At 62.6% G+C, this 26,258-nt stretch carries 26 protein-coding genes; 11 read left to right on the plus strand and 15 right to left on the minus strand.

Annotation, left to right across the window (positions count from 1 at the left end; genetic code table 11):
- Positions 1-87 precede the first annotated feature (87 nt).
- Positions 88-2,283, minus strand: coding sequence for a malate synthase G (locus LAD35_RS20440; RefSeq protein WP_224153080.1), 2,196 nt, complete (start codon positions 2,281-2,283; stop codon positions 88-90).
- 447 nt (positions 2,284-2,730) lie between these two features.
- On the opposite strand from LAD35_RS20440, the gene LAD35_RS20445 reads away from it, so the two are divergent.
- Both LAD35_RS20445 and LAD35_RS20450 read left to right on the plus strand, forming a co-directional pair.
- Positions 2,731-3,090: a hypothetical protein gene (locus tag LAD35_RS20445; RefSeq protein WP_224153081.1), complete on the plus strand. Its 360-nt coding sequence runs from the start codon at positions 2,731-2,733 to the stop codon at positions 3,088-3,090.
- Between the two features lie 419 nt (positions 3,091-3,509).
- Complete coding sequence (locus tag LAD35_RS20450; protein WP_224153082.1) at positions 3,510-3,869, plus strand: hypothetical protein; 360 nt, start codon at positions 3,510-3,512, stop codon at positions 3,867-3,869.
- 169 nt (positions 3,870-4,038) lie between these two features.
- Here LAD35_RS20450 and LAD35_RS20455 read toward each other — a convergent pair whose 3' ends face one another.
- Together LAD35_RS20455 and LAD35_RS20460 are read right to left on the minus strand one after the other, a co-directional pair.
- Positions 4,039-4,725, minus strand: a complete 687-nt coding sequence (locus LAD35_RS20455) for a response regulator transcription factor (protein WP_224153083.1) — start codon at positions 4,723-4,725, stop codon at positions 4,039-4,041.
- Between the two features lie 21 nt (positions 4,726-4,746).
- On the minus strand, positions 4,747-5,991 hold the full coding sequence (locus tag LAD35_RS20460) for a sensor histidine kinase (protein WP_224153084.1): 1,245 nt from the start codon (positions 5,989-5,991) through the stop codon (positions 4,747-4,749).
- A 143-nt stretch (positions 5,992-6,134) separates the two neighbouring features.
- Between LAD35_RS20460 and LAD35_RS20465 the strand changes: the two genes are divergently transcribed.
- The 8 genes from LAD35_RS20465 to rpoN all read left to right on the plus strand — a co-directional run bounded on the left by LAD35_RS20465 (position 6,135) and on the right by rpoN (position 14,203).
- Positions 6,135-7,067 carry a LysR family transcriptional regulator gene (locus LAD35_RS20465; protein ID WP_224153085.1) on the plus strand — a complete coding sequence of 311 codons (933 nt, stop codon included), beginning with the start codon at positions 6,135-6,137 and terminating at the stop codon, positions 7,065-7,067.
- A complete protein-coding gene (locus LAD35_RS20470) occupies positions 7,064-7,510 on the plus strand; it encodes a DUF2214 family protein (RefSeq protein ID WP_224153086.1) in 447 nt (148 codons plus the stop codon). The genes LAD35_RS20465 and LAD35_RS20470 overlap by 4 nt, the downstream gene beginning before the upstream one ends.
- A 36-nt stretch (positions 7,511-7,546) precedes the next feature.
- Positions 7,547-9,253, plus strand: coding sequence for an arginine--tRNA ligase (gene argS, locus LAD35_RS20475; protein WP_224153087.1), 1,707 nt, complete (start codon positions 7,547-7,549; stop codon positions 9,251-9,253).
- Between the two features lie 26 nt (positions 9,254-9,279).
- The gene (locus LAD35_RS20480) at positions 9,280-10,002 is read left to right on the plus strand and encodes an SPOR domain-containing protein (protein ID WP_224153088.1); all 723 of its coding nucleotides are present in this window, start codon (positions 9,280-9,282) and stop codon (positions 10,000-10,002) included.
- A 57-nt stretch (positions 10,003-10,059) separates the two neighbouring features.
- Positions 10,060-10,704, plus strand: coding sequence for a thiol:disulfide interchange protein DsbA/DsbL (locus tag LAD35_RS20485; RefSeq protein WP_224153089.1), 645 nt, complete (start codon positions 10,060-10,062; stop codon positions 10,702-10,704).
- Positions 10,705-10,997: 293 nt separating this feature from the next.
- Entirely contained in the window at positions 10,998-11,666 is a 669-nt protein-coding gene (gene lptA / locus LAD35_RS20490) for a lipopolysaccharide transport periplasmic protein LptA (RefSeq protein WP_224153090.1), read from the plus strand.
- A gap of 23 nt (positions 11,667-11,689) precedes the next feature.
- Positions 11,690-12,466, plus strand: a complete 777-nt coding sequence (gene lptB, locus LAD35_RS20495) for an LPS export ABC transporter ATP-binding protein (protein WP_377779608.1) — start codon at positions 11,690-11,692, stop codon at positions 12,464-12,466.
- A 102-nt stretch (positions 12,467-12,568) separates the two neighbouring features.
- Positions 12,569-14,203, plus strand: coding sequence for an RNA polymerase factor sigma-54 (gene rpoN / locus LAD35_RS20500; protein ID WP_224153092.1), 1,635 nt, complete (start codon positions 12,569-12,571; stop codon positions 14,201-14,203).
- Between the two features lie 61 nt (positions 14,204-14,264).
- Here rpoN and LAD35_RS20505 read toward each other — a convergent pair whose 3' ends face one another.
- From LAD35_RS20505 to LAD35_RS20550, 10 genes are all read right to left on the minus strand, one after another.
- On the minus strand, positions 14,265-14,744 hold the full coding sequence (locus LAD35_RS20505; protein ID WP_224153093.1) for a glutaredoxin family protein: 480 nt from the start codon (positions 14,742-14,744) through the stop codon (positions 14,265-14,267).
- A gap of 105 nt (positions 14,745-14,849) precedes the next feature.
- Entirely contained in the window at positions 14,850-15,773 is a 924-nt protein-coding gene (locus tag LAD35_RS20510) for an aspartyl/asparaginyl beta-hydroxylase domain-containing protein (RefSeq protein WP_224153094.1), read from the minus strand.
- A gap of 147 nt (positions 15,774-15,920) precedes the next feature.
- Positions 15,921-16,673, minus strand: a complete 753-nt coding sequence (locus tag LAD35_RS20515) for a hypothetical protein (protein ID WP_224153095.1) — start codon at positions 16,671-16,673, stop codon at positions 15,921-15,923.
- A gap of 85 nt (positions 16,674-16,758) precedes the next feature.
- On the minus strand, positions 16,759-17,097 hold the full coding sequence (locus LAD35_RS20520) for a tRNA-binding protein (protein WP_184708793.1): 339 nt from the start codon (positions 17,095-17,097) through the stop codon (positions 16,759-16,761).
- Positions 17,098-17,158: 61 nt separating this feature from the next.
- Positions 17,159-17,488 (minus strand): DMT family transporter, encoded by a 330-nt coding sequence (locus LAD35_RS20525; protein WP_224153096.1) that lies wholly within the window; start codon positions 17,486-17,488, stop codon positions 17,159-17,161.
- Positions 17,489-17,892: 404 nt separating this feature from the next.
- Positions 17,893-18,303: an organic hydroperoxide resistance protein gene (locus tag LAD35_RS20530; RefSeq protein ID WP_184708797.1), complete on the minus strand. Its 411-nt coding sequence runs from the start codon at positions 18,301-18,303 to the stop codon at positions 17,893-17,895.
- A 35-nt stretch (positions 18,304-18,338) separates the two neighbouring features.
- A complete protein-coding gene (locus LAD35_RS20535; RefSeq protein ID WP_224153097.1) occupies positions 18,339-18,809 on the minus strand; it encodes a MarR family winged helix-turn-helix transcriptional regulator in 471 nt (156 codons plus the stop codon).
- A gap of 202 nt (positions 18,810-19,011) precedes the next feature.
- Positions 19,012-19,815: an HpcH/HpaI aldolase family protein gene (locus LAD35_RS20540; RefSeq protein ID WP_224153098.1), complete on the minus strand. Its 804-nt coding sequence runs from the start codon at positions 19,813-19,815 to the stop codon at positions 19,012-19,014.
- Positions 19,816-19,876: 61 nt separating this feature from the next.
- Positions 19,877-20,251, minus strand: a complete 375-nt coding sequence (locus LAD35_RS20545) for a hypothetical protein (RefSeq protein WP_224153099.1) — start codon at positions 20,249-20,251, stop codon at positions 19,877-19,879.
- Between the two features lie 45 nt (positions 20,252-20,296).
- Positions 20,297-21,193, minus strand: coding sequence for a 3-hydroxybutyryl-CoA dehydrogenase (locus tag LAD35_RS20550; RefSeq protein ID WP_224153198.1), 897 nt, complete (start codon positions 21,191-21,193; stop codon positions 20,297-20,299).
- Between the two features lie 126 nt (positions 21,194-21,319).
- Between LAD35_RS20550 and purT the strand changes: the two genes are divergently transcribed.
- Positions 21,320-22,549 carry a formate-dependent phosphoribosylglycinamide formyltransferase gene (gene purT, locus LAD35_RS20555; protein WP_224153100.1) on the plus strand — a complete coding sequence of 410 codons (1,230 nt, stop codon included), beginning with the start codon at positions 21,320-21,322 and terminating at the stop codon, positions 22,547-22,549.
- Positions 22,550-22,689: 140 nt separating this feature from the next.
- Here the strand turns inward: purT and LAD35_RS20560 are convergent, their stop codons facing one another.
- Both LAD35_RS20560 and LAD35_RS20565 read right to left on the minus strand, forming a co-directional pair.
- Positions 22,690-24,027, minus strand: a complete 1,338-nt coding sequence (locus LAD35_RS20560) for a hypothetical protein (RefSeq protein WP_224153226.1) — start codon at positions 24,025-24,027, stop codon at positions 22,690-22,692.
- 290 nt (positions 24,028-24,317) lie between these two features.
- Positions 24,318-26,003, minus strand: a complete 1,686-nt coding sequence (locus LAD35_RS20565; protein WP_224153101.1) for a tannase/feruloyl esterase family alpha/beta hydrolase — start codon at positions 26,001-26,003, stop codon at positions 24,318-24,320.
- Positions 26,004-26,258: the final 255 nt, after the last annotated feature.

Consider the following 26,258-nt stretch of genomic DNA (forward strand, 5'->3'; position numbering starts at 1 on the left):
TTGTTTTTTGTTGACCGAATGCATAAAAAAACGGCGCCCAAGGCGCCGTTTTGGAGGTTGTGAATCGCCCTCGTTCGGGAGGCTTGATCAATGATGACCAGCCTTCACCTTCAGGCGCCAGGCGTGCAGCAGTGGCTCGGTGTAGCCAGAAGGCTGTTCCTTGCCCTTGAACACCAGGTCCAGCGCGGCCTGGAAGGCGGCGCCCTGCGGGTTGGCTGCGAGGCTCTTGTAGGCGGCGTCGCCTGCGTTCTGTTCGTCCACCACCTTGGCCATGCGGGCAAAGCTGTCACGCACCATGGCCTCGGTCACCACGCCGTGCTGCAGCCAGTTGGCAATGTGCTGGCTCGAGATGCGCAGCGTGGCGCGGTCTTCCATCAGGCCCACGTTGTGGATGTCGGGCACCTTGGAGCAGCCCACGCCCTGGTCGACCCAGCGCACCACATAGCCCAGGATGCCCTGCACGTTGTTGTCCACTTCCTGCTGCTTCTCGGCATCGCTCCAGCTCGGGTTGCTGGAGACGGGTACCTGCAGGATGGCGCCCAGCAGGTTGTCGCGCTCGCCGTCGGCATTGGTCTTTTCCAGCTCCTTCTGCACCTCGGCCACGTTGACCTGGTGGTAGTGCAGCGCGTGCAGCGTGGCGCCGGTAGGTGAAGGAACCCAGGCGGTGTTGGCGCCTGCCTTGGGCTGGGCGATCTTCTGCTCCAGCATGGCTTTCATCAGGTCGGGCATGGCCCACATGCCCTTGCCGATCTGGGCGCGGCCACGCAGGCCCAGGCCCAGGCCCACCAGCACGTTGTTCTTTTCATAGGCTGGCAACCAGGCGCTGGCCTTCATGTCGGCCTTGCGCACCATGGGGCCGGCGTACATGGCGGTGTGCATTTCGTCGCCGGTGCGGTCCAGGAAGCCGGTGTTGATGAAGGCGACGCGTGCAGGTGCAGCGGCAATGGCGGCCTTCAGGTTCACCGTGGTGCGGCGCTCTTCGTCCATGATGCCCAGCTTGACGGTGTTCTCGGGCAGGCCCAGCAGTTTCTCGACGCGGCCGAACAGCTCGTTGGCAAAGCCGGCTTCGGCGGGGCCGTGCATCTTGGGCTTGACGATGTAGACGGAGCCGGTGCGGCTATTCTTGATGCCGTTGGCGCCATTGCCTTTGAGGTCATGAATGGCGATGGCGGTGGTCACCACGGCGTCCATAATGCCTTCGGGGATTTCCTTCTTGTCTGCGCCCCACAGGATGGCAGGGTTGGTCATCAAATGGCCCACATTGCGCACGAACATCAACGAGCGGCCATGGAGCCTGACGGGCTTGCCATCGGCACCGGTGTACTGGCGGTCCGCGTTCAGGCCACGGGTCACGGTCTTGCCACCCTTGTCGAAGGACTCGGTCAGTGTGCCCTTGAGGATACCCAGCCAGTTGGCGTAGCCGTTGATCTTGTCTTCGGCATCGACGGCGGCCACGGAGTCTTCCAGATCGAGAATGGTGGAGAGCGCGGCTTCCACCACCACGTCGGACACGCCGGCTGCATCGGTCTGGCCGATGGGGGTGGACTTGTTGATGACGATGTCGATGTGAATGCCGTTGTTCTTGAGCAGCACAGACGTGGGAGCTGCGGCGTCGCCCTGGAAGCCCACGAACTTGTCAGCGTCCTTCAGACCCGTCTTGCTGCCGTCCTTGAGCGTGACCGACAGCTTGCCACCTTCAACGGCGTAAGCGGTCGAATCCTTGTGCGAGCCTGATGCAAGAGGCGCGGCCTGATCGAGAAAATCGCGTGCGAACGCGATCACTTTGGCGCCGCGCACCGGGTTGTAGCCCTTGCCCTTTTCGGCGCCGCCTTCTTCGCCGATCACATCAGTGCCATACAGCGCGTCGTACAGCGAGCCCCAGCGGGCGTTGGCGGCGTTGAGGGCGTAGCGGGCATTGAGGATTGGCACCACCAGCTGGGGGCCAGCCTGAATGGCCAGCTCTGCGTCCACGTTCTCGGTCGTGGCTTTCGCGCCCTGGGGTTGTGGCACCAGATAGCCGATCGTCTCCAGAAACTTGCGGTAGCCCTGCATGTCCTTGATCGGGCCGGGATTGGCCTTGTGCCAGGTGTCCAGCTCGGCCTGCAGGCGGTCACGTTCGGCCAGCAGGGCGGCATTCTTGGGGGCCAGGTCGGCCACGATGGCGTCGAAGCCTTGCCAGAAAGCGGCCTGGTCCACGCCGGTGCCAGGCAACACATCCTGGTTGATGAAGTTGTACAGCTCGGTGGCCACTTGCAGGCCGTGGATGGCGGTGCGATCAGTCATGGTCTCTACCTCGGTCAATGTCTCTGAGCAAACGGTACCTGTCGGCACCCTGTCAGAACACTGTATTGCATACCTGCGGAGTGATCAATCCACAAAAAAAGCGTAGATATATGACTTTTTAGTGTGCAATCATCCGTTCGCGGTCATAAGCAGATCTATGTTGATGATCAGTTCTGATCATGAAGAGAAATAAAAAGTCAGTTTTTCGGGCAAATATTCAAGTTGTATCGCAAATGAAACAGCTGGAAAAATTGCGATAAATCCTATAAGTGCATTGATTTAAATTGGATTTTTGCTATGAAAATTGAAAGCCACCTGTGCAAAGAGTGAAGAGTCAACTGCAAAACAATGTGTTTGTTGATACAGATCAGAAATGATCAGATATGATCACTTTCATTGAGGCTCGGTAATTTTTCACAGAGCTCGCTCATCCCACAGGAGAAAAGCATGGCAAATCTGAACGATAGCTTGAACGATCTGATGTCCCTCGACGGTGCCATGTGCGCTGCCGTGGTGGATTACAACAGCGGCATGATGCTGGCGAGTGCTGGCTCTGGCGTGGATATGGAACTGGCCGCCGCTGGCAATACCGAAGTGGTGCGCGCCAAGATGAAGACCATGAAGGCCCTGGGTCTGAACGAGAACATCGATGACATCCTGATCACGCTGGGCAAGCAGTACCACATCATTCGTCCATCGGCCAAGCTGGCCGGCATCTTTGTGTACTACGTGCTGGACAACAAGCGTGCCAACCTGGCGCTTGCTCGCCGCAAGGTCTCCGATGTGGAAGGTGCAATGACCATGTAATGGCCTGGGCTTAGCCCTGTCATTCTTCAAACGGGCCCTTGAGGCCCGTTTTTATTTGCTTTATTGCTTTTGAAAATATAGCAATCACGCACCAGAGGCAGCGTCGCCCTTGTGGCCGGGGCGGGCTTTCATAGCGCCGAGCTGCATAGGAGCGCCATAGGGCCTTGCGCAGATCGTCGTAAATAACACACGCTTTGTTACGATTGTGGTGGGCGATGTTGCGGTGCAAAAAAGCGCTTTCCGCGCATATCCATATTTGCCAAACTGCTATCAAATTCCGCAGCCCAGGGCCCCAAAGTCGCAGTTTGCGGAATGCAAAACATCTTCAATGATTGATCTGGTCAGAAGTGACTCAATAGAATCACTAACACCTTAACAAGGTGATGAAACTGATCTACGTCAAACAAAGTGGGGAAACCATGGCAAATCTGAACGACAGCTTGAATGATCTGATGACGATGGACGGCGCCATGTGTGCTGCCGTGGTGGATTACAACAGCGGCATGATGCTGGGCAGCATCGGTACTGGTGTGGATCTGGAACTGGCTGCTGCCGGTAACACCGAAGTGGTGCGCGCCAAGATGAAGACGATGAAGGCCTTGGGCTTGAACGACAACATCGAGGACATTCTGATTACGTTGGGCAAGCAGTACCACTTGATCCGCCCATCGCAGCGTCTGTCGGGCATCTTTGTGTACTACGTGCTGGACAACGCCCGCGCCAATCTGGCTCTGGCTCGCCGCAAGGTGGCCGACGTGGAAAGCAAGATGACCATGTAATCGGCCATCGACCCGGATCACGCGGGGTCAAAAAAAGCGAGCCATGGCTCGTTTTTTTTGTAAATTACTCAATTTTGACAGCTGTATGCGGTGAAAAGGCGGTTGTTGCGGGCTATTGCGGCCTATTGCGCCAAAAATGCCAGGTGTTGTGACGCTGGTAGTCGGCATGTCACGCTGCTACAAGCGGCGCGCGAAACTGGTAGCCGACCTTTTGCTGTGATTGCAGCGGCACGGCCAGCGGAGTGACTTTTTCAATCCGGCGGCGCAGGCGGTAGATGGTGGCGTGCAGGCTATTGTCCGAGTCGGCGGCGCTGCTGTGGCCCAGCAGATCGCGAATCTGATCACGGCTCACCACTTCGCCTTGGGCTTGCAGAAAGCATTCCATCAGCAGCAGGTCCGTCGGGCTCAGTTCCACAATCTGGCCGTCAGGCGCGGTGAGCACGCTGCGACGGCTGTCGAGCCTCCAGGCAGTGGCGGTCTTGGCCGTGGTCATGATGCGGCGATGCACGGCGCGGATAGCCAGCTCCACCTGCTCGAAGGTGACCGGCTTGGTCAGGTACATGTCGGCGCCCGCGTTGATGACTTCGGCAAACACCTCCGGCCCCAGACGCCCCGAGACAATCAGAACGCCCGCCTGCGTGCGCTTGCGCAGAATGCGGATGAGCTCGGCACCATCCACGCCGGGCAGCATCAGATCCAGCACATAGAAATCGAAACGATAGGGCTCGATGTCGGCCAGCAGGTCGCTGCTGTCGCCATAGGCCTGAACCCTCACGCCCTGGTTGCGCAGGTGCTGGGCGAGGAATTCGCAGTATTCGGTGTCGTCGTCGACCAGGGCAAGCGTGGCAGGGAGCATGGTGTCTTCAGTAGTGGGGAATCAGTCGTCCAGACCTTGGGGCAATTCCAGCCGCATGATGGTGCCATGCGGTTCGCGCGGCAAGGCTTGCACCGTGCCCTGGTGCAATTGCACCACAGAGCGCACGATGAACAAACCCAGCCCGGCACCTGCGCGGTGGCGGTGCTCTGCACCGCGCGAGCCTTTTTCGAACAGGCGTGGCCGCAGTTCTTCAGAAATCCCCGGCCCCTCGTCGATCACTTCGATGATCAGCGCCAGCGGATCGTCCGATTCGGCGATGCGCAGCCGCACGGGCGTGTCGGCGGGCGCGTAGTTGAGCGCATTGTTCAAGAGGTTGCGGATGGTCAGCCGCATCAGGGCAGGGTGCAGCTGCACCGTGCGCGCATCGGCGTCCCACACCACCTGGATGCGCGGGCGGTTGTCTGCCGCGATGTCGTGCAGCACCAGGTTGACGAGGGTGGGCAAGTCGGTGTCGGTGGAGGCGCCTGCCTTGCCGCCCACGGCCAAAATGGTGCCAGCTGCCAACGTGTTGTCCAGGGTGCCGATCACCTGCTGCAGCACATGCTCTGCCCGCAGCAAGGCCTTGCTGGCGGGGGTGGTCTGTTCCAGATGCAGGTCGGCAATGGCCTTCATCGTGGCCTGCATGGCGGCTGACGCGTTGTTGAGCGGCTGGCGGATCTCGTGCGAGAGAAGCTGGAGCATGTCGCTGTGCTCGGCCAGCATGGCGGTGCGCCAGTCCAGCAGGGTGCGCAGCTTGAGCAGTTCGCCCTTCTCCTCGGTGCGCTCCTGCTCGGTGGACGACAGCGCGGCCAGTTGCGCATGCAGCAGGGCCTCCTCGGCACGAGCGCGGTACTCGGCAGTGCAGTCCTGCATGAGCATCAGCACGCCATCGGCAGTCTTGGGGCTGGCTTTGCCCTGCCAGATATAAGGCGACAGGCTGATGCGGCGCCAGGCGGTGGCGCCATGGGCATCAGTCTTGCTCGCATCAAATTGCTGACGCTGGCCGAGGGCTGCGGCCTGCAGCGTATCGCGGTGGGCGTCCAGAAAGGCGGCGGGCAGGGCTTCGGCCAATAGCTGGCCGGCCACGCCGGTGCTGGGAATGCCGAACCACTCACACCACTGGGGCGTGGCCAGGCGCAGGCGCTGGTCATGCCCCCAGTAGGCCATGGCGACCGGGCTGTTGCCAAACAGGCGCAGCAGTTGCGCGGGGGCAAACCACAGGGCATCGGCATTGGTGTTCAAGGTGGCGCTGGAGCTGGCGGACATGGTGATTGAAAGCGAGGGCGCAACAGCGCAGCTGGTTGGACGTACAAAGTCGCCGCGCAGGCTGGTGCGGTTTGGAGCCCCGATGATAATAGGCAGACCGGGGGCGCGTTGCCATGGTTGGCACGGCCCGGGCCAATCTTGCTATGGATCGTCTCAAGCAGCTCGAATCATTTGTCGCCATTGCTACGCGCGGCAGCCTCACCGCCGCCGCCAAGGCCGAAGGCGTGGCACCCGCCATCATGGGCCGTCGTCTCGATGCGCTGGAGGAGCGCCTGGGCGTCAAGCTGCTGGTGCGCACCACGCGCAAGCTCACCCTCACGCATGAAGGCATCGCCTTTCTGGAGGACTGCCAGCGCCTGCTCACCGATCTGGCCAATGTCGAGGCCAGCGTGAGCGCGGGCGGCGTCAAGGCCACCGGGCATTTGCGGGTCACGGCCCCGGCGGGCTTTGGCCGTCGCCATGTGGCGCCGCTCTTGCCGCTCTACCATGCCCGCCACCCCGAGGTAACGGCCTCGCTCAACCTGAGCGATCGCCTGGTGGATCTGGCTGGCGAAGGCTATGACTGTGCGATCCGCGTTGGCGACCTGCCCGATTCATCTCTGGTGAGTGTGCGCGTGGCCGACAACCGGCGTCTGTGCGTGGCCACGCCCGAGTACCTGCGCCGCCGTGGCACGCCCCGCCACCCGAGCGATCTGGCCCAGCACGACTGTCTGACCCTGTCGAGCGAGGCCTCGCAGACCCGCGGCTGGGCATTTCGCATGCCGGTCGATGGTGGTACGAGCGAAGTGATGCATTTCAAGCCGGGCGGGCCGCTGGATTGCTCCGACGGCCAAGTGCTGCACGACTGGTGCCTGCAGGGCTGGGGCATTGCATGGCGCAGCACCTGGGAGGTGGAGGCCGAGATTGCCGCAGGCCGCCTGGTGCCGGTGCTGGAGGAGTTTGCCGCGCCGCCCAACGGTATTTATGTGGTGTTTCAGCAGCGCAAGCACCTGGCGCTTCGCGTGCGCCTGTGGATCGATTTTGTCAAACACCACTACGAGCAAGCCGATTTCTGGAAAAACGGAGTATCACGATGACTTTGGAAGCTTTTCTGGCCTGTATCCACCTGCTGGCCTTGCTCACGATGGTGGTTTTTCTCTCCAGCGAGGCGGCGCTGTGCCGTACCGAGTGGATGAATGCTGCCGTCGTGCAACGCCTGGCACGGTTGGACATGATCTTCGGCATCGCCGCTGTCGCCGTGCTGGCCACTGGGCTGATGCGCGTCTTCCTGGGGGCCAAGGGCGCGAGTTGGTATGTGTCGCAGCCGCTGTTCCACTTGAAGATGGCCCTGTTCATCACCGGGGCGCTGCTCTCGTTCAAGCCGACAGTCGTGTTCCGGCGCTGGTTACGCCAATTGCGCGACAATGGCAGCTTGCCTGCGGCGGCCGAGGTGCAGTCCACCCGCAAATGGATCATGTGGCAGGCCCACCTGATTCCCGTGATCGCCGCAGTGGCCGTGTTTTATGCCCGGGGTTGGTAGCCCAGCTGGTTGCCAGCCTCCCAAGAATTTCTAAATATGTTGCAAGTCAAAAAGGATTTGCTCGCAGCCCTGGCTGGTGAGCTGGATAAATTGTCGCCCGGCGCGGGCGAGCGCGCCGCGTTCGAGACGCCCAAGGTGGCCGCCCATGGCGACTATGCCGTGACCGCTGCCATGCAGCTGGCCAAGCCGCTCAAGGCGAATCCGCGCGCACTGGGCGAGCAATTGAAGGCAGCGCTGGAGGCGACAGCGCCCTTCCAGCAATGGGTGGACGCGGTGGAAATCGCCGGCCCCGGCTTTTTGAACCTGCGCCTCAAGCCCGCTGCCAAGCAGCAGATCGTGCGCGAAGTGCTCGCGCAGGGCGACCGCTTCGGCCACCAGGCTGACCGGGGCGAGAACGTTCTCGTCGAGTTCGTCTCGGCCAACCCCACAGGCCCACTGCACGTGGGCCATGGCCGCCAGGCCGCCATTGGTGACGCCATCAGCAACCTGTATTCCACCCAGGGCTGGAAGGTGCACCGCGAGTTCTATTACAACGACGCTGGCGTGCAGATCGACACGCTCACCAAGAGCACACAGCTGCGTGCCAAGGGCTTCAAGCCGGGCGACGAATGCTGGCCTACCGATGCCGAGAACCCGCTGGCCAAGAACTTCTACAACGGTGACTACATTGCCGAGATCGCCCAGGCCTTCCTGAACAAGGAAACCGTCAAGGCCGACGACCGCGAATTCACCGCGAATGGCGACGTCGAAGACTACGACAACATCCGCAACTTCGCGGTGGCCTACCTGCGCAATGAGCAGGACAAGGATCTGCAGGCCTTCAACCTCAAGTTCGACGAGTACTACCTGGAGTCGAGCCTGTACACCAATGGCTATGTGGAAGACACCGTCAAGCGCCTGATCGACAGCGGCTATACCTACGAGCAGGACGGGGCGCTGTGGCTCAAATCTACCGAATTTGGTGACGACAAGGACCGCGTGATGCGCAAGTCCGACGGCAACTACACCTACTTCCTGCCCGATGTGGCCTACCACATCCAGAAATTCAAGCGTGGCTACGGCAAGGTGGTGAACATCCAGGGAACCGACCACCACGGCACCATTGCCCGTGTGCGCGCCGGCCTGCAGGCAGCCAACGTCGGCATTCCCCAGGGCTACCCCGATTACGTGCTGCACACCATGGTGCGTGTGGTGCGCAATGGGGAAGAAGTGAAGATCAGCAAGCGCGCAGGCAGCTACGTCACCCTGCGCGACCTGATCGAGTGGACGAGCAAGGACGCGGTGCGCTTCTTCCTGCTCTCGCGCAAGCCCGACACCGAATACACCTTCGACGTCGACCTGGCCGTGGCCCAGAACAACGACAACCCCGTCTACTACGTGCAGTACGCCCATGCGCGCATATGCTCGGTGCTGCGCGCGTGGCAGGAGTCCGGCGCGGTGGTTGCGGCATTGAAGGATGTGGATCTGTCTGCCCTGCAGGGCCCGCAGGCCCAGGCGCTGATGCAGCTGCTTGCCAAGTACCCCGAGATGCTGACGGCTGCCGCTGACGGCAACGCGCCACACGATGTTACGTTCTACCTGCGTGATCTGGCTGCCAGCTACCACAGCTACTATGATGCTGAACGCATTCTGGTGGACGATGAGCCCGTCAAGCTGGCCCGTCTGGCGCTGGTGGCTGCCACGGCGCAGGTGTTGCGCAATGGCCTCGCAGTGCTGGGCGTGGGTGCGCCAGAACGCATGTGATTTTGCGAACAAAGGTAAAAACTGCAATGCGACGACATCAACGTGGTGGAACGATTCTGGGCCTGATTCTGGGGCTGCTGATTGGCGTAGGCGCGGCCCTGGCCGTGGCTGTCTATGTGACCAACGTACCGGTGCCGTTTGTCAACAAAGGCAATGTGCGCGGCGAAGCCAAGGACAAGGCCGAAGCCGAGCGCAACCAGAACTGGGACCCGAACTCGCCGCTGTACGGCAAGAACCCCGCAAGAAACCCCGCGCCCGCAGCCCCTGCCGCGCAGGGCGTGGTCGTGCCGGAGCCGCCCAAGACGGTGACTGAAAACACCAAGCCGCCTGCCGACACCAAGCCCCCCAAGCCCGAAGTGGTGCTGCCCGACAGCAAGACGACCACCGCCGATGGCAAGCCTGCTGACAAACCCGCAGACAAGACCCAGGTAGCCAAGCTCGACCCCAAGGCCGGGCAGGCCACCGATCCGCTGGGTGATCTGGCCAAATCGCGCGGTGCGGATGGCTCGGATGGTTTCCAGTATTTCGTGCAGGCAGGGGCTTTCCGTACCCAGTCCGACGGTGATGCCCAGCGCGCCAAGCTGGCCATGATGGGCTGGGAAGCCCGCGTGACTGAGCGCGAGGTCAACGGTCGCACGGTCTACCGTGTGCGCGTGGGCCCCTTCAACAAGCGTGACGATGCGGATGGCCTCAAAGGTAAACTGGATGGCGCTGGCGTCGACGCGCAAATTGTGCGCGTGCAGCGTTGAACTTTTTCAAACCACAGCGACTCCTACCTCGCAACCCGCTACTGGAGATAACAAAACATGAAACGTCGTGCGTTTTCCGCCACCGCTGCCTCGGCAGTGGCCGCCTCTGCCATCAGCCTGCCTTTTGCCACTGGCGCACAAGCCCAGGCCAAGTTCAAGGAAGGCAAGGACTACCTCAAGCTGGCCAAGCCCGTGAACCCCGATGCGCCGGCCGGCAAGGTCGACGTGATCGAGTTCTTCTGGTACAGCTGCCCGCACTGCAACGCGTTTGAGCCCCAGTTCGAAGCCTGGGCCAAGACCGCGCCCAAGAACCTGCAGGTGCGCCGCGTGCCCGTCGCGTTCAACAACACCTTCATTCCTCAGCAAAAGATCTACTACACGCTGGAAACCATGGGCCTGATCCCTGACGTGCATGTCAAGGTTTTCCGCGCCATTCACGTGGAGCGCCAGCGCTTGAACAAGGACGACGAAATCTTCGCCTGGATGGAGAAGAACGGCGTCGACATCAAGAAGTTCAAGGACATCTACAACTCGTTCTCGGTCACCAACCAGGTGCGCAAGGCGACGCAGTTGCAGGAATCCTACGGCGTGGAAGGCGTGCCAGCCATGGGCGTGGCAGGCAAGTACTACACCGATGGAACGCGCGCAGGCTCGATGACCAATGTGCTGCAGGTGGTGGAATTCCTGGCAACCCAGGGCTGATCCGATACCGAATACGGATATCGTGCAGAACCACACCGCCAAGCCCGCAACATGCGGGCTTTTTTCATCGCTGGGGGCTGTGCCTTGAAAGGCGCCCGTGTCGCAAAAGGCGGCAGGCTGACACGGCCAAGCAAAAGCCATTGCCTGCTGTAAGCAGGCGGATCGGGGGCGGTCAAGCAGGCTTTCCGGACATTCCGGCGCCTCTGCATCGCAGGGAACATGGGTGATTTCCGCAGCGCTGGCGGCAGGCCCCTCAGCATGGCTACAATGGGTAAGAGCAAGATTCATGCCTTATGAGACCTAGTATTTTTTCCACCCTGTTGATGGCGGCTGTGCTGGCGCTGCCATTGCTGTCGCACGCCGAGCGCGCCGACCGCACCAAGCCCATGAACATCGAGGCGGACAATGGTACGCACGATGAGCTCAAGCAGACCAGCGTCTTCACCGGCAATGTCGTGGTGACCAAGGGCACCATCATCATTCGCGGCGCCCAGTTGACCGTCAGCCAGGACCGCGATGGCTACCAGCACGGTGTGGTGACGGCGGCGCCCGGCAAGCTGGCGTTCTTCCGCCAGAAGCGCGACACCGCACCTGGCGCGCCGTCCGAGTTTGTCGAAGGCGAAGGCGAAGTCATCACCTACAACGGTCGCGACGATACCGTGCACTTCGAGCGCCGGGGCGAGTTGCGCCGCTACCGTGAAACCACCCTGACCGACCAGGTCAGCGGCTCGGTCATCGTCTACAACAACCTGACCGACACCTTTACCGTGAATGGCCAGAAGGGCGAGCAGACGGCAGAAACCAAGCCCGGTGCGCCCAAGAATGGCCGCGTACGCGTGATCCTGACGCCCAAGGCCGATGAAAAGGCCGATGCGAAAGCGGACGCAGGCAAGGCCAAGCCCGCTGCGGACGACAAGGAAAAGCTGCGCCCGAGCACCCAACTCAATGACGGAGCCAAGTGACCGTGGCTGAAACTTCGTCGGGAATCTCGGTCAACGCCAAGGCGGCAGCCAGCGACCATCGCAGCCAGCTCGAAGTGCTGCACCTCGAAAAATCCTATGGCAGCCGCAAGGTCGTCAAGGATGTGTCGCTGTCGGTGCGCAAGGGCGAGGTCGTTGGCCTGCTCGGCCCCAATGGCGCGGGCAAGACCACATCGTTCTACATGATCGTTGGCCTGGTGCGCAGCGATGGCGGTGACATCCGCATCGACGGCCACTCGGTGGCCAACATGCCGATTCACCAGCGCTCGCAGCTGGGCCTGTCGTATCTGCCGCAGGAAGCATCGATCTTCCGCAAGCTCAGCGTGCAGGACAATGTGCGCGCCGTGCTGGAGCTGCAAAAAGGCCCCAATGGCAAGCCATTGCCACGCGATGAGGTGGAGCGCCAGCTGACGGCGCTTTTGCAGGAGCTGCGTGTAGAGCACTTGCGTGAGTCGCCGGCCGTTGCACTCTCCGGCGGCGAGCGTCGCCGTGTCGAGATTGCACGGGCGCTTGCCACGCAGCCCCGTTTCATTCTGCTGGACGAGCCGTTTGCGGGCATTGACCCGATTGCGGTGATCGAGATCCAGCGTATCGTCGCTTTTTTGAGAGACCGTGGCATCGGCGTGCTGATTACTGACCACAACGTGCGCGAAACCCTGGGCATTTGCGACCACGCCTGCATCATCAGTGATGGCAAGGTGCTGGCAGCCGGGACGCCGCAAGAGATTGTGGAAAACGCCGATGTGAGGAGGGTGTACCTGGGTGAGCATTTCCGCATGTGATGCACGCAGACCTGGCTGGCAACGCGTTGTTCGCGCGGTGGCTGGCCGGTCACACAACCGTTTCATAGCAAGCGCATACATTGCCATGCAAGGGGGCTCGCTATGATGCCCTCGCTGTCACTGCGCGTCTCGCAGAACCTCACGCTCACGCCGCAGCTGCAGCAGTCCATCCGGCTGCTGCAACTGTCCACCCAGGAGCTGTCGCAGGAAGTGGAGCAGATGCTCGACGAAAACCCGTTCCTGGAGCGGGATGCGGACGAGGCTGCTGCGGAGCCGGACGCTGCAGCGGCACCTGCCGATGTGCCGGGCGCCAGCGCGGACGCAGGCGATGATCGCGCAGAAAATGCTCCTGAAAAAGTAGCTTCTTCTGCAGATTCAGCAAGCACTGAATCTGATTTTGAACCAGATTACGCTGGCGGCGAAACCCTGGACTTTGCCGCAGGCAAGGAAACCGGTGCAGACGCCGAAGCGGCTGCGGGCGACTCTGCATCCGACTGGGAAGAATGGGGCGGCGATGTGCCAGCCCGTGCCAGCGCGGCAGATGACGAAGAAGAAACTCCCGCATCGGACCGCAGCTCGGTCCACATCAGCTTGCAGGATGTGCTGCACCGCCAGGCGCTGTCGCTGCGGCTGTGCCCGGAAGACCGCGCTGCGCTGTACTTCCTGATCGAATCGCTGAACGACGACGGCTACCTCGAAGAGACCCTGGCCGAGCTGGCCCAGAGCTTTGGGGACGCCAGTGATCCAGACGCTTATGACGCGCTGCTGCACCACCTGACCGTGGCGCTGCGCCTGCTGCAAAGCCTGGAGCCGGTGGGCGTGGGCGCCCGCACGCTGGCAGAATGCCTGGCCCTGCAGATCAAGGCCCGCCAGCGTCTGCTGGACGACGAAGGCTCCGCCGACCCCGAGGCCGATGCGCTGGCCCTGGAGACTGCGCTGCTCGTGTGCCAGGAATCGCTCGACCTGCTGGCGCGCCGCGATGTGCGCAAGCTCATGCAGCTGACGGGTTGCAGCGAAGCTGCCGTGCGCAGCGCGCTGGCGGTGATTGCAAAGCTGGAGCCACGCCCGGGCCGCCCATATGCAGACGTTGACCGCAACGCCATCATCCCCGACATCATCGTGCGCCCCAGCAACGAGCGCGGCCTGCCTGTGCCGGGTTTCAGCGTGCAGCTCAATGCCGAAGTGATGCCGCGCCTGCGCGTGCAGGAGGTGTACGCCAACGCCCTGCGCAGCCACAAGGGCAGCGAAGGCCATGGTGCACTGCAGCAACGGCTCCAGGAGGCGCGCTGGTTCATCAAGAACATCCAGCAGCGTTTCGACACCATCCTGCGGGTGTCGCAGGCCATTGTGGAGCGGCAGCGCAACTTCTTCGTACATGGTGAGCTTGCCATGCGCCCCATGGTGCTGCGCGAGATCGCCGATGAGCTGGGCCTGCACGAATCCACCATCAGCCGCGTGACCACGGCCAAGTACATGGCAACGCCCCAGGGCACGGTTGAGCTCAAGTACTTCTTTGGCTCGGGCCTGGGCACCGAAACCGGGGGCAGCGCCTCCAGCACGGCGGTGAAGGCGCTGATCAAGCAGCTGCTGGACGAGGAAAACCCGAAAAAGCCGCTGTCCGATGCCAAGATCGCCGATCTGCTGCAGGAGCAGGGCATCGAGTGCGCGCGCCGTACGGTCGCCAAGTACCGCGAAGCCTTGCGTATTCCGGCGGCCAGCCTGCGCAAGACCTTGTAGGTTGCTATTATTTGTGTAGCGTATCGCGCTTGATGGGCGGGTGCCAGGGGCCAGTTTTGCCTTATTTCTTGCCCGCTGCAGCCTTGCGCTTGGCAAACAGCGCGTCATAGCTGGATTCGCGGAACCCCGCCAGCCGCTGGCCGTCTGCCAGCAGCACCGGTACGCCCCGGCCGCCGATCTCTGCAAAAGCGGCCTTGCCGTCTGGCGTGTCGATATCGATTTCACGGTAGGCGATCTGGTTTTTGGCCAGATAGGCGCGCGCGAGCCGACAGTAGCCGCACCATTGCGCCATGTACAGCACGGCCTGGCCATGCTGCACCACCGCCTTCTTCGCGGTCGCCTTGCCTGCGGGTGCCGGTGGCATGCCCGGCACGATGCTGATCGGCAATTGCTCCTGCTGCAGGGCCTGGGCGTTGCCTTCGGCAGGGGGCCGGTCGCTGTAGACCACCTTGCCGTCGGCCCCCACCGTTTTGTACAGCGTCTGCGCACCTGCGAACGGGTAGATTGCAATCAACAACAACGTAAGACAAAAGGAACGCATGGAGTCTCCAGGGAGGCGCTGGGGGCCAAGCCAATCATATAAAAGAAAAAAGCCGCTGGGCGTTTGCGCACCAGTGGCTTTTTGCAGTGATCAAGATTGGGCCCTTCAAGCGGGCCACAGCCACCATACAAACAGCGCTGCCACGGCCAGCATCAGGCCGAACTTGGTGAGTTTGTAGGCGGTTTTGTTCCAGGCCTTGTAGCGGCGGCGCCACTGGCCCATGTAGAACGAGATTTTGAAGATGCGGCTGATGAAGCCGCGCGGGTCGCCCTCGTTGTTGGGGGAGCTGGCGGCAGCGACCACATTCTTGCCCAGCCAGTGGTTGAGCCACTGGGCAAAGCCGTTGGTCATGGGGCGCTCCACATCGCAGAACAGCACGATGCGGTTGCCTTCGCTGCGGTTTTCTGCCCAGTGCATATAGGTCTCGTCGAAGATCACGCCTTCGCCCTCTCGCCAGCTGTACGGCTGGCCATCGACTTCGATCATGCAGCGGTCATCGTTGGGCGCCAGCACGGCCAGATGGTAGCGCAGCGAGCCCGCGTACGGATCGCGGTGCAGGTTGAGCTTGGCGCCGGGTGGCAGCTCGGCAAACATGGCGGCCTTCACATTGGGGATGGCCTTGACCAGCGCCGTGGTCTTGGGGCACAGCTCCATGGCCGAGGGGTGGGCGTCGCCATACCACTTGAGGTAGAAGCGCTTCCAGCCGGTCTTGAAGAAGGAGTTGAAGCCCGCGTCGTCGTTGTTGGCCGCCGCCTTGATCTGCATGTTTTTCTGCAGGTTGATGGCTTCTTCGCGGATCTCGCGCCAGTTGGCCTGCAGCGGTGCCAGCTCGGGGAAGGTGCTGGTGGGCAGGTAGGGTGTGCGTGGCACCTTGCTGAACACCAACATGAAGACGTTGAACGGCGCCGTGAAGGTGGAGTGGTCAAACAGCTGGCGCAGCACCTTGTGCCGCACCTTGCCACGCAGGTGCATGTACAGGCCGCAGCCAAAGAAGAGCAGCACCAGGGCCAGAACAATGATTTTTGCCATAGCCGCCGATTTTACCGAGGGCATTGCGGCCCGTGCTGTGCAAGCGCAAAGCACGGGCGTTTCGTAATATCAAAAACAATAGCTGATAGCGTTTGGTGGATAAGCGCTGGAGGCCAAAAACAGCCTCAATAGCTACCGAGTGCTGCTTTACTTGCCCTGCTTGGCAAACGCCGCCTTGAGGCGCAGCAGCATTTCCTTGTTCAGCAGGCGTTGCTGGCCGCTCCAGTGCGTCATGGCCTTGTCGGCGTCGGCCTTGAGGCGGTTGGCCGTGGCCCAGTCGCCCTGCTCTGCGGCCCAGATTGCGTATTCGGCGATCACATCGAAGCCGCCCGATTGCTCGCGCACGAAATCAAAGCTCTTGCGCGCCATCTCCTGGTCGCCCAGCATCGCGTACGACTTGGCAATCAGCAGGCCCACGGGCTCTGCGCGGTAGTGCACATCGGTCTGCGCAATGGTCTTGAGGTATTGCAGCGCGGTGCGGGGCTCACCCGCATGGTAGGCGGCTTGCGCGGCGCCCCAGCGGATGTCCTGGTCAGTGGCAAACGGGCCTTTCATTGCCGCTTCAAAGTGGCGCAGCGATTGCTGAGCATTGCCAACGGCCAGCTGTGCCTGTGCGAGGCGGATTTCATGCTGCGCCGTGGGGCTGTAGTCGTAGGCGGCCTGGGCTTCGCGCACTTCGCGCGTCGGATCCAGCGCCTTGACAGCGCTGCTGGCCAGCTGGCGCGCGTGGCGCTGCAGACGCGAGCTGGGCAGGAAGATGGCGAAGAAGTACACCACGCTGCCCAGAAACGGAAATGCCAGCAGGATGAACAGCCAATAGTTGTTCTGCCCGGTGCGCACGGCATGAATGGCAAAGAAAATGGCAATGATGATGTGTGCGCCCGCGCCCAGATACGGCATATGCAACCCTTGTTATGGATAGTGTGGCTGCATTGTAAAAGGGCGCTCTCAGCCGCTGCCGCCCTGTCGTGCAGGGACAACAGCGCTACAGCAGGCGAGTACCCAGGGGCACATCGCCATCGGGCACGCACAGCGCCACATGGCCGTCGGCGTTGTGAAAGCCGGTGATCAGGCACTCGCTCATGAGCGGCCCGATCTGTTTTTTGGGAAAGTTGACCACGCCCACCACCAGCCTGCCCACCAGATCGTGCGGCTGGTAGAGCTGGGTGATTTGCGCGCTGGATTTGCGGATGCCGATCTCGGGGCCGAAATCGACCTGCAGCTTGTAGGCGGGCTTGCGCGCCTCGGCAAACACCTCGGCGGCGAGCACCCGGCCCACGCGCAGCTCCACCTTCAGAAAATCGTCAAAACTGATGTCGTTCATGCCGCCATCTTGCCGCAGCGCGGTGCGCCAACTGTCGAGAAACGCTTGAGGGGGGCTGCGGTCAATGCCCCACGGCCTTGGAGAAGACATTCATCACCACCACGCCTGCCACGATCAGCCCCATGCCGATGAGTGCAGGCAGATCCAGCTTCTGGCCAAACAATACCCAGGCGGCAATGGTGATGAGCACCACGCCCAGGCCCGACCAGATCGCGTAGGCAATGCCCACCGGAATGCTGCGCAGGGTGAGCGACAGGCAGTAGAACGCAACCGTGTAGCCCGCCACGGTGATGACCGAGGGCCATAGCCTGCTGAAGCCGTCGCTTGCCTTGAGGGCCGATGTGGCAATGACTTCCGCCACGATGGCGGTGAGCAGATACACCCAGCTCATGGGGCGCTTGCGCCGTGCGCAGGAGTGAAGAGGGGCATGGGTGTACAGGGTGGAAAAATTGAACAAAAAGGCCTGCGCCGCCCCAAAGGCAAGCGCAGGCTGCTATTGATTTGAGAGTTTAGAACGTGTTTACGATCTCCTCGCGCCGCGACAGTGGCTTTGCGGGAGGGGATGCGAGGCGCAATACCGCAGCAATAGCCCCGCTATTGCGAGGATTTGCAACGACGCAGACCGCCCGCAAAACCACTGTCCCTCCGGGTTGGAGTGAAATCGGGCGATTTCTGCGCGCTGTCCCTTGCTTGCACCCCGGTGCAAGCTGCGGCCCAGCGCTTCGAACTCATCCCGATTGCACTCCAACGCGGCTGCGTAGAGATCGTAAACACGTTCTTAGCGCTGGCGGGCCATCAGCCCACGGTCAAGGTCTTGTTGATGTTGCCGCGCGTGGCGTTGGAGTAGGGGCAGACCAGGTCGGCATCGTGCACCAGCTTTTCGGCGGCGGCCTTGTCCATGCCGGGCAGGTGGATGGTCATGCGCACGGCAATGCCGAACACGTCGCCCACGGGGCCCAGATCGACTTCGGCGTCAATCGAGGTGTCGGCTGGCAGGGTGATCTTCTGGCGACCGGCGACGGCCTTCATCGCGCCCAGAAAGCAGGCCGAGTAGCCGCTGGCAAACAGCTGCTCGGGGTTGACGCCCTTGCCGCCAGGGGCGGTCAGGGTGATGTCGAGCTTGCCGTCGTCGCTGCGCGAGACGCCTTCGCGCCCGCCGGTGCTGTGGGCGCGTGCGGTGTACAGAACTTTGTCGAGATTGGCCATGGTGAACTCCTGGTTGAGGATGGGCGAAAAGTGCTTCACAACGAAGCGGTGGACGGCTGCGCGGTCAAACGATCGCGCAGCTGTTGGATCTGTTGGGTCAGGGCCTGCAGCTCCTGCACGGTGCACTGGCTGCGCGCCAGCACACAGGCGGGCACGGCGGCGGCCTGGGTCTTGAGGGCGCGGCCCGCGTCCGTGAGGGTGACGCGCACGCGCCGTTCATCCTGCGCATCGCGCTGGCGCTGCAGCCAACCGGCAGCTTCCATGCGCTTGAGCAGCGGGGTGAGGGTGCCCGAGTCGAGAAACAAACGCTCGCCCAACTGCGAAACCATGCAGCCATCGTGCTCCCACAGTACCAGCAGGGCGAGGTATTGCGGGTAGGTCAAACCCAACGGTTCCAGCAAGGGCTTGTAGAGCTTGGTCATTGCCAGCGAGCTGGAATACAGCGCAAAGCACAGCTGGTGATCGAGCTGCAGCGCGTTGGATGTGGTGGGGGTGGCGTTGGACATGGCTGTTATTATCGCCAGCAATTAAATTGTGTGCAATTTAATTGAACAAGACCATGAACCGGAAAGGGGCGATGCGTCGCTCGCTGGCAGCGGGCTTTTCAGTGGCTGGAGGAGCGCTGTGGCCCGTTGGCCGACGGGCGGCCCGGCCCGCCGTCTGCATCACCTTCTGCAATGCCTTTGCAATGCGTTGGGCAGTACCGGATCAGTACGCAGTCTGCACCACCATGCCGCTCTGGTCCTTGAAGCGGGCTGCCACGGCATCGGCGGCGGTGCGCAGCAGGATCAGGTCCATGCCGACGGCTACAAACTGGGCGCCCAGCGCAATGCATTCGCGGGCGCGGGCCTCGTCCACCATCAGAATGCCGGGCGCCTTGCCAGCCGCGCGGATGCGGCCAATGGCCTGGTTGATGGCAGCGTCCACCTCGGGGTGGCGCATCTGCCCCGGGTAGCCCATGCTCGCCGAGAGGTCGGCCGGGCCGATGAAGATGCCATCCACGCCATCCACGGCGGCAATGGCTTCGATCTGGCCCAGCGCCTGTCGGGTTTCCACCTGCACCAGCAGGCACAGCTCGCGGTGCGCGTCGGCGATATAGGCGCCATCGCGGCCAAAGTTGCTGGCGCGGGTCGATCCGCCCATGCCGCGTATGCCCACGGGGCCGTAGCGCATGGCGTCCACGGCGGCCTGCGCCTCCTGCGCGTTCTGCACAAAGGGCAGCAGCAAGGTCTGCGCGCCAATGTCGAGGTAGCGTTTGATGAGCACCGGATCGTTCCACGCCGGGCGCACCACGGCGCTGGTGGGGCGCGGCTGGCGCGCGGCGTCCAGCGCCTGCAACTGCGCCATCACCTGCGGCACATCGTTGGGAGCGTGCTCGGTGTCGAGCATGACCCAGTCATAGCCGCTGCCGCCGAGCAGCTCGGCCACATACGGCGATGGAAACGCCGACCACAGGCCGATCTGGGTCTGGCCAGCTGCCAGTGCTTGCTTGAAGAGGTTCTTGTTGGGCATGGCTTGTCTCCGGTTGTCTTCATTGCCTGGTTTCACTGCCTGACTTCACTGCCCGTTGGCGTCAGGGCAGGATGTGGATGTCATCGTCCGTCATGGGCCTGCGGCAGGCATCGGTCATGGTGTGCCAGGCGCTACCTCGCAGATCCACGCCGTCCCGGTCTGCCAGGTGGGTGACGCTGCTGCACACCTGGTAGAAGTGGCGCGCGGCGACGGTATCGCGCGCATACCGCTGGTAGTAGCGGCCCAGGTACAGCCGTGCAGCAGGCGACTGCGCGGTAACGTATTCCAGGAAATCGCGGTAGCTCGCATCCACCGGGGCATTTTCCAGCGAGGTCTTCCAGAGGCGAAAACCCACGAGCAGCCCCGCCAGCACCAATAGCACAACGGCAAGCCGAACCCCCTTGCGCAGGGTGGATGGCTTGCCGTTTGCGGTCATGGCTGTGGATCGGGAGCCCTGCGCGTGCGCCAGGGCAGGCCCTGGTCAGTACTGGTACACGCCCTTGCCGGTCTTGCGGCCCAGATGGCCTGCGGCCACCATTTCCTTGAGCAGCGGGCAGGGGCGGTATTTGCTGTCGCCAAAGTCTTTCAGGTACACCTCCATCACGGCCAGGCACACGTCGAGGCCAATCATGTCAGCCAGCGCCAGCGGGCCGATGGGGTGGCTGCAGCCGAGCTTCATGCCGTCGTCGATGTCCTGCGCGGAGGCAATGCCTTCGGCCAGCACGTAGAAGGCCTCGTTGATCATCGGCACCAGAATGCGGTTGACGACAAAGCCGGGGGAGTTCCTCACCGTGATCGGCGACTTGCCCAGCTTCTCGGCCATGGCCTTGACGGCGTCATGCGTGGCGTCGCTGGTCTGCAGGCCACGGATCACTTCCACCAGCGCCATCATCGGCACGGGGTTGAAGAAGTGCATGCCGATGAATTTGTCCGCGCGCTTGGTGGCTGCGCCCAGCTGGGTGATGGAGATGGACGAGGTGTTCGATGCCAGCAGCACCTCGGGGGCCAGCAGGTCGTCCACCTGCTTGAGAATCTTGAGCTTGAGCTCGTAGTTTTCGGTTGCGGCCTCGATCACCAGTTGCGCGGCCTTGAGGTCGTCGTAGCTGGTCGAGCCCTTGATGCGGGCGAGTGCGGCGGCTTTGTCGGCTTCGGTGATCTTTTCCTTCTTGATCAGGCGGTCCAGGCTGGCGCCTACCGTGGCCAGGCCCTTTTGCACGGCGGCGTCGGAGATGTCCACCATCACCACCTGCAGGCCCGCCACCGCGCAGGTCTGCGCAATGCCATTGCCCATGGTGCCTGCACCAATCACGCCTACGGTCTGGATCGTCATCTGTCTTCCTTTGGATTTGCTGTTGGGCCAAAGCGGCTGCGCCGCCATCGCCAGCATCATAGCGGCCCCTGCTGCACCGCCGCATAAACTGGGTGACAGGGCCGCTGGGGTAAGCCCGGGCACCTAAAATCGCCCGCATCGCTGCGCTGCAGCCCTTCATCGACAAGGCTAGATATGACCACCTTCGGCACCCCGCTTTCCAAAAACGCAACCAAAGTCATGCTGCTGGGCAGTGGCGAGCTGGGCAAGGAAGTGCTGATTGCGCTGCAGCGCCTGGGTGTGGAGACCATTGCCGTGGATCGCTACGACAACGCCCCCGGCCAGCAGGTGGCCCACCATGCGCGCACCATCGCCATGAGCGACCCGGCCCAGCTGACCGCGCTGATTGAGGCCGAAAAGCCGCACATGGTGGTGCCCGAGATCGAGGCCATCGCCACGCCCGCGCTGCAGGCGCTGGAAGCTGCTGGCACCGTGCGCGTGGTGCCCACCGCCCGCGCCACGCGCCTCACCATGGACCGCGAAGGCATTCGCCGCCTGGCTGCCGAAACCCTGGGCCTGCCCACCAGCCCCTACCAGTTCTGTGATTCGCTGGCCGAGCTGCAGGCCGCCATCGACAACGGCATCGGCTACCCCTGCGTCGTCAAGCCGGTGATGAGCAGTTCCGGCAAGGGCCAGAGCAAGATCGACGGCCCCGCCGATGTGGAAAAAGCCTGGAACTACGCCATGGAAGGTGGCCGCGTGCAGGGCGGCCGCATCATCGTGGAAGGCTTCATCGACTTTGATTACGAAATCACCCTGCTGACCGTGCGCGCGAAAAATGCTGCCGGTCAGATCGAAACCCATTTCTGCGAACCCATCGGCCACGTGCAGGTCAAGGGCGACTATGTGGAGAGCTGGCAGCCCGCCCGCATGGCGCCTGCTGCGCTCACGCTGGCGCAGGACATTGCCCGCGAAATCACCACCGATCTGGGCCGTGGCTTGAATGACGAGCCTGCCGGCCTGGGCCTGTTTGGCGTGGAGCTGTTCGTCAAGGGCGACCAGGTCTGGTTCAGCGAAGTCAGCCCCCGCCCGCACGATACCGGCATGGTGACGATGATCACCCAGTGGCAGAACGAATTCGAGCTGCATGCCCGCGCCATCCTGGGCCTGCCGGTGGACACCAGCCTGAAAACCGCCGGTGCCAGCGCCGTGATCTATGGCGGCGTCGAGGCGCAGGGCATCGTGTTCGATGGTGTGGACGCTGCGCTGCAGATTCCGGGTACCGAAGTGCGCCTGTTCGGCAAGCCCGAGAGCTTTGAGCGCCGCCGCATGGGCGTGGCGCTGGCGCGTGCTGCAGATACGGATGCCGCACGTGACAATGCCAAGAAGGCGGCTGCGCTGGTTCGCCCCCGCGTGGCGGAGTGAGCGGACGCCTCCGCCGCCAGCATGACCGGCAAGCAAGCGCAAGAAGTGCAACCGCCCAGGCTGCGGCGGTGCATATGAAAAAAGCTGCCTGGCGCCCATTGGTGGCGCGCAGGCAGCTATTGATTGGATAGCGATCTGGCTCAGAGACTCATGAATGCCTTGCGGCGCATCCATACCAGCACACCCAGCACGCCGGTCAGCAGCAAGGTGGCCCAGCCGCCCAGCGATGGAACGGGCTGCGGCGTTGCCGGAGGCGTGACCGTGCCGCTGTCGTCATTGGTGATGACGACGCTCGCCTGCGCAGGATTGCCGGTGAGGTAATCGTTGCTGTCGGTGACTTGCAGGGTGACCGTCACCGGCGCTTCGCCCGCCACCTGGTTGTCGTTCGCAATGATGGTGCATGCGGGCGCCTGGGTCTGGCCTTCGGGGATCACGACCGGGCTGTTGCAGCTTTGGGTGCTGTATTGCGGATCTGCTGCCGAAATGGTGAATGGAACGGACAGACCGCCGGTCGGAGCCGGGGTGCTGGCCGTGACGGTGCAGACCGATTGCTGGTTGGCGCTGTCCGTCAGGGCCGATTTATCGCATGCGATGGTGATGGTGGGCTGGTAGATGTATTCAAACGACACCAGGCCATCCACGCCATTGGGGGCAGGGTCGGTATTGGGAGGCGGCGTTGTAGGCGAGCCCGGAACCGTTGCTACTGGGCTGCTGATCGTGTTGAGTGCGGCGCTATAGGTGCAGGAGCCGCCCATGCCGCCGGAGCCTGCGCTTTGTGACGTGTCGATGCCAAAAGTGCCGCCGGTACCTGCGGCGCCCTGGTAGCCGCCACCACCGCCACCGCCACCGCCGCCGTCACCCGGGCCTTGGATACCTGCATTGCCTGGTGCGGGCGTTGCGCATGCAGCCACTTCGGGCGTGAACAGCGCGACTGCCGATGCATCAGCCACAGGGGCGGCCTGGAAGGAGTCGCCACCACCACCGCCGCCGCCGCCGGCACGCACCCAGGCGCCACCCACGTTCAGAAAGGATGCGCCACCGCCACCTGCGCCGCCGCCGCTGACAAAACTGGGGCCCATGGCGGCGCCATTGCCACCAGCACCCGCGCCGCTGCCGCCGGTGCCACCACTCAGGCTGCGGATACGCCCATAGGTAGCGCCACCTTGCCCACCACCAGCGGCCACTGCCGTGATGGTTTGACCCGGCTGCACACGGATGATGGCGTCCACCTGCGTGCCTGCTGCACCCTTGCCCCCCACGATGCCGTCGTAGGCACCCGCTCCGCCCGCACCGCCTCGGACGATGACCTTGATGGCGCCAACGCCAGCAGGCACTACATCAGGGGCGGCTTGTGGGGCTGCAGGGGTATAGGTGATGGTCTGGGCATGGACACCGCCGCTGGCCAGACACAGTGCGAGCAACGCTGCTGCCGGCAGCGCTGGGCGCATGCCATCACGCTGGAAGAAAGATGGGGACATGGTTTACGTGGTCAATAACAAAGATGAGCAAGGGTGCAATTGAACGTGCATGTGAACGCAAGGCAGGGCGTTGGTACCGGTGCGTATCAATTGCTGATGGCGTCCATTATTTAATTGAAATATATAAGTCAATTGTCATAAACTATCAATAAATAGATATATTGAATCAATTGCAGCACATTGTCACAATTTCCGTAATACGTTTCTTCCCGTAGCGTGGCGAAAAAAAACTGCATGGCCCTTGCCGCAGGGCGCATGCAGTTCTCTCAATGACAACGGATGAAGCGCAATCACTCCATCCAGCACATAAAGCTCTCGGCCTTGTTCACATCACCCGTGCCCTTGTAGCGCGGCCAGAACGGGTATTCGCACAGGGGGCGGGTGCGGCCAGGCACGCCGCTCGCATCGGTCACCACAGGGTTTTCCGGTGGCTTGCCCGTCGTGCTCCAGTGGTCCAGCGCGGCCAGCGAGTCCCAGTTGGCGTTGAAGGTGGTGCTGACGGCGTGGCCATAGCCCGGCACTTCGTAGTAGCGCACAAACTGGCGCACCACCTGGCGGCCCATTTTGTTGATGACCCCGTCGAAATACTGCTCGGTTGCGCGGGTGCTGACCAGGGCATCCGCCGCGCCATGCGCCATCAGCACCTTGCCACCATGCTTGTTGAATGCCGTCAGGTCGGTGTTGTTGATGTCCTGCAACTGGGCGAGCTGGTTGATGCGCTCTGCCCAGGGGCCGGGGTTCTGCGGGTCGAGGGTGAGGCTGTTGAAGGCTGGGTCGCGCGTGACGAAATGGCGCACCCACTGGTCCCAGAACACCGCCCAGTACGGCGCGGTGAGCGGCGCGGGGCTTGCGGGGGGCGTGGTGTTCATGGCCAGCAGGTTCACCGTGGGTTGCAGCGGGCTCGTGCCTTCCTCGCCCAGTTCGGTGCCCCAGATGTTGAAGCCGGGGTACCGCGTCTCTCCGCTGCCCAGCTTGGCACCAAAGCGGATTTCGCTGTCATAGACCTTCAAGGCGGCAATCATGGCATCGCTCAGGCACTGGTCGCTCTCGTTGCCTCCGCTGGCACAGCGCAGTGGCTTGCCCTCGAACTGGGCCTTGGCGGGGTCGAACTGCGCGTTGCATGCGGGCACATTGCTGATGATGCCGTCGACCACGCCGTCGAGTCCGTCGCACTGCGCAATGGCTACCTGGCGCAGCAGCTTGCGCTGTGCCAGGCTTGGGTAGGCGCCAGGCTGGGCAAAGGCGCGGCTGATGCGGCCAAACTGCAGATCCAGGCTGGCAGCGTTCCAGGCGGGGTACCAGGCGACGATGCCATCCCACTCCCTGGGCCATTTCTGGGCCACGGCCAGCGCCTCGCGGCCACCGGTGGAGCCGCCAATGAAATAGCGCTTGCTGGGCTTTTTGCCGTAAAAGCGGGTGATGAGGGCGTCGCCCACATCGCTCACCTTCTTGAGCGCGGCGCCCGAGAAATTGGCCACCGCCTCGTCATTCATGCCAAAGCTGCCGTCGCGGCTGCCTGCGGGGCCCGCCTGGTGGCCTGAATCACTGGCAAACACTGCGTAGCCTTGCGAGAGCAGCGGATACGGCCCTTGGCTTGCAGGCGCTGCCGGGTAGCTGAAGAGATTGGGCAGCGTGCCGTTGTAGCCGCCGCCGCCCAGCATCACGACCTTGCCGTTCCATTCCTGCGGCAGGATGAGCGCCATCTTGATGGCGGGCGCTGCAGGGTCAACGGGGGCAATGCTCACATCGGCCCGCAAGGCTGCAGGGGGCTGCGGGCCCTTGGCCGGATCGGCGGCGGTGACGGCCTCGACCTTGGTAACCGTGGCGCCGCTGGTGGGCAGGCCGATCTTGTCGGCGGCAACCTGCTGGCCCGTCAGGGCGCTTGCATCAAAACGGACGGTGCTGCAGGCAGTCAGCGCGAGCGCCGCGCTGGCAACGGCCAGCAGGCGAAAAGCAGGGGATGGATGGTTGGACACGGGCGATTCCTGACTTGTTGTGTTGGTTCAGGGAGCCTCTGCAGAACCCTTGCCATCGTGATGGATGCGGATCGCCCGAGACCGCGCTCAGACTACGGAAGAGAATTTTGCAGAGGAGCCCCAGGTTCCCTAGATTCCCTAGGCTGTGGGCAGGGCTGCCCATGCACCATTGTGGAGTGGCGGGGAGCAGAATTCCACAGGGTTTGTCGTCCAGTCGTGTGCAGCCAACGCATAGGCTGTCCACATCGGGCGGCG

Origin of the sequence: Comamonas odontotermitis (assembly GCF_020080045.1) — a bacterium.
Lineage (GTDB): Bacteria > Pseudomonadota > Gammaproteobacteria > Burkholderiales > Burkholderiaceae_C > Comamonas > Comamonas odontotermitis.

Excerpts from the sequence above, each read along its gene's own strand:
- LAD35_RS20440 (WP_224153080.1), bottom strand. The coding sequence starts at position 2,283 with ATGACTGATCGCACCGCCATCCACGGCCTGCAAGTGGCCACCGAGCTG.
- LAD35_RS20445 (WP_224153081.1), top strand. The coding sequence starts at position 2,731 with ATGGCAAATCTGAACGATAGCTTGAACGATCTGATGTCCCTCGACGGT.
- LAD35_RS20450 (WP_224153082.1), top strand. The coding sequence starts at position 3,510 with ATGGCAAATCTGAACGACAGCTTGAATGATCTGATGACGATGGACGGC.
- LAD35_RS20455 (WP_224153083.1), bottom strand. The coding sequence starts at position 4,725 with ATGCTCCCTGCCACGCTTGCCCTGGTCGACGACGACACCGAATACTGC.
- LAD35_RS20460 (WP_224153084.1), bottom strand. The coding sequence starts at position 5,991 with ATGTCCGCCAGCTCCAGCGCCACCTTGAACACCAATGCCGATGCCCTG.
- LAD35_RS20465 (WP_224153085.1), top strand. The coding sequence starts at position 6,135 with ATGGATCGTCTCAAGCAGCTCGAATCATTTGTCGCCATTGCTACGCGC.
- LAD35_RS20470 (WP_224153086.1), top strand. The coding sequence starts at position 7,064 with ATGACTTTGGAAGCTTTTCTGGCCTGTATCCACCTGCTGGCCTTGCTC.
- argS (WP_224153087.1), top strand. The coding sequence starts at position 7,547 with ATGTTGCAAGTCAAAAAGGATTTGCTCGCAGCCCTGGCTGGTGAGCTG.
- LAD35_RS20480 (WP_224153088.1), top strand. The coding sequence starts at position 9,280 with ATGCGACGACATCAACGTGGTGGAACGATTCTGGGCCTGATTCTGGGG.
- LAD35_RS20485 (WP_224153089.1), top strand. The coding sequence starts at position 10,060 with ATGAAACGTCGTGCGTTTTCCGCCACCGCTGCCTCGGCAGTGGCCGCC.
- lptA (WP_224153090.1), top strand. The coding sequence starts at position 10,998 with ATGAGACCTAGTATTTTTTCCACCCTGTTGATGGCGGCTGTGCTGGCG.
- rpoN (WP_224153092.1), top strand. The coding sequence starts at position 12,569 with ATGATGCCCTCGCTGTCACTGCGCGTCTCGCAGAACCTCACGCTCACG.
- LAD35_RS20505 (WP_224153093.1), bottom strand. The coding sequence starts at position 14,744 with ATGCGTTCCTTTTGTCTTACGTTGTTGTTGATTGCAATCTACCCGTTC.
- LAD35_RS20510 (WP_224153094.1), bottom strand. The coding sequence starts at position 15,773 with ATGGCAAAAATCATTGTTCTGGCCCTGGTGCTGCTCTTCTTTGGCTGC.
- LAD35_RS20515 (WP_224153095.1), bottom strand. The coding sequence starts at position 16,673 with ATGCCGTATCTGGGCGCGGGCGCACACATCATCATTGCCATTTTCTTT.
- LAD35_RS20520 (WP_184708793.1), bottom strand. The coding sequence starts at position 17,097 with ATGAACGACATCAGTTTTGACGATTTTCTGAAGGTGGAGCTGCGCGTG.
- LAD35_RS20525 (WP_224153096.1), bottom strand. The coding sequence starts at position 17,488 with ATGAGCTGGGTGTATCTGCTCACCGCCATCGTGGCGGAAGTCATTGCC.
- LAD35_RS20530 (WP_184708797.1), bottom strand. The coding sequence starts at position 18,303 with ATGGCCAATCTCGACAAAGTTCTGTACACCGCACGCGCCCACAGCACC.
- LAD35_RS20535 (WP_224153097.1), bottom strand. The coding sequence starts at position 18,809 with ATGTCCAACGCCACCCCCACCACATCCAACGCGCTGCAGCTCGATCAC.
- LAD35_RS20540 (WP_224153098.1), bottom strand. The coding sequence starts at position 19,815 with ATGCCCAACAAGAACCTCTTCAAGCAAGCACTGGCAGCTGGCCAGACC.
- LAD35_RS20545 (WP_224153099.1), bottom strand. The coding sequence starts at position 20,251 with ATGACCGCAAACGGCAAGCCATCCACCCTGCGCAAGGGGGTTCGGCTT.
- LAD35_RS20550 (WP_224153198.1), bottom strand. The coding sequence starts at position 21,193 with ATGGCGGCGCAGCCGCTTTGGCCCAACAGCAAATCCAAAGGAAGACAG.
- purT (WP_224153100.1), top strand. The coding sequence starts at position 21,320 with ATGACCACCTTCGGCACCCCGCTTTCCAAAAACGCAACCAAAGTCATG.
- LAD35_RS20560 (WP_224153226.1), bottom strand. The coding sequence starts at position 24,027 with ATGTCCCCATCTTTCTTCCAGCGTGATGGCATGCGCCCAGCGCTGCCG.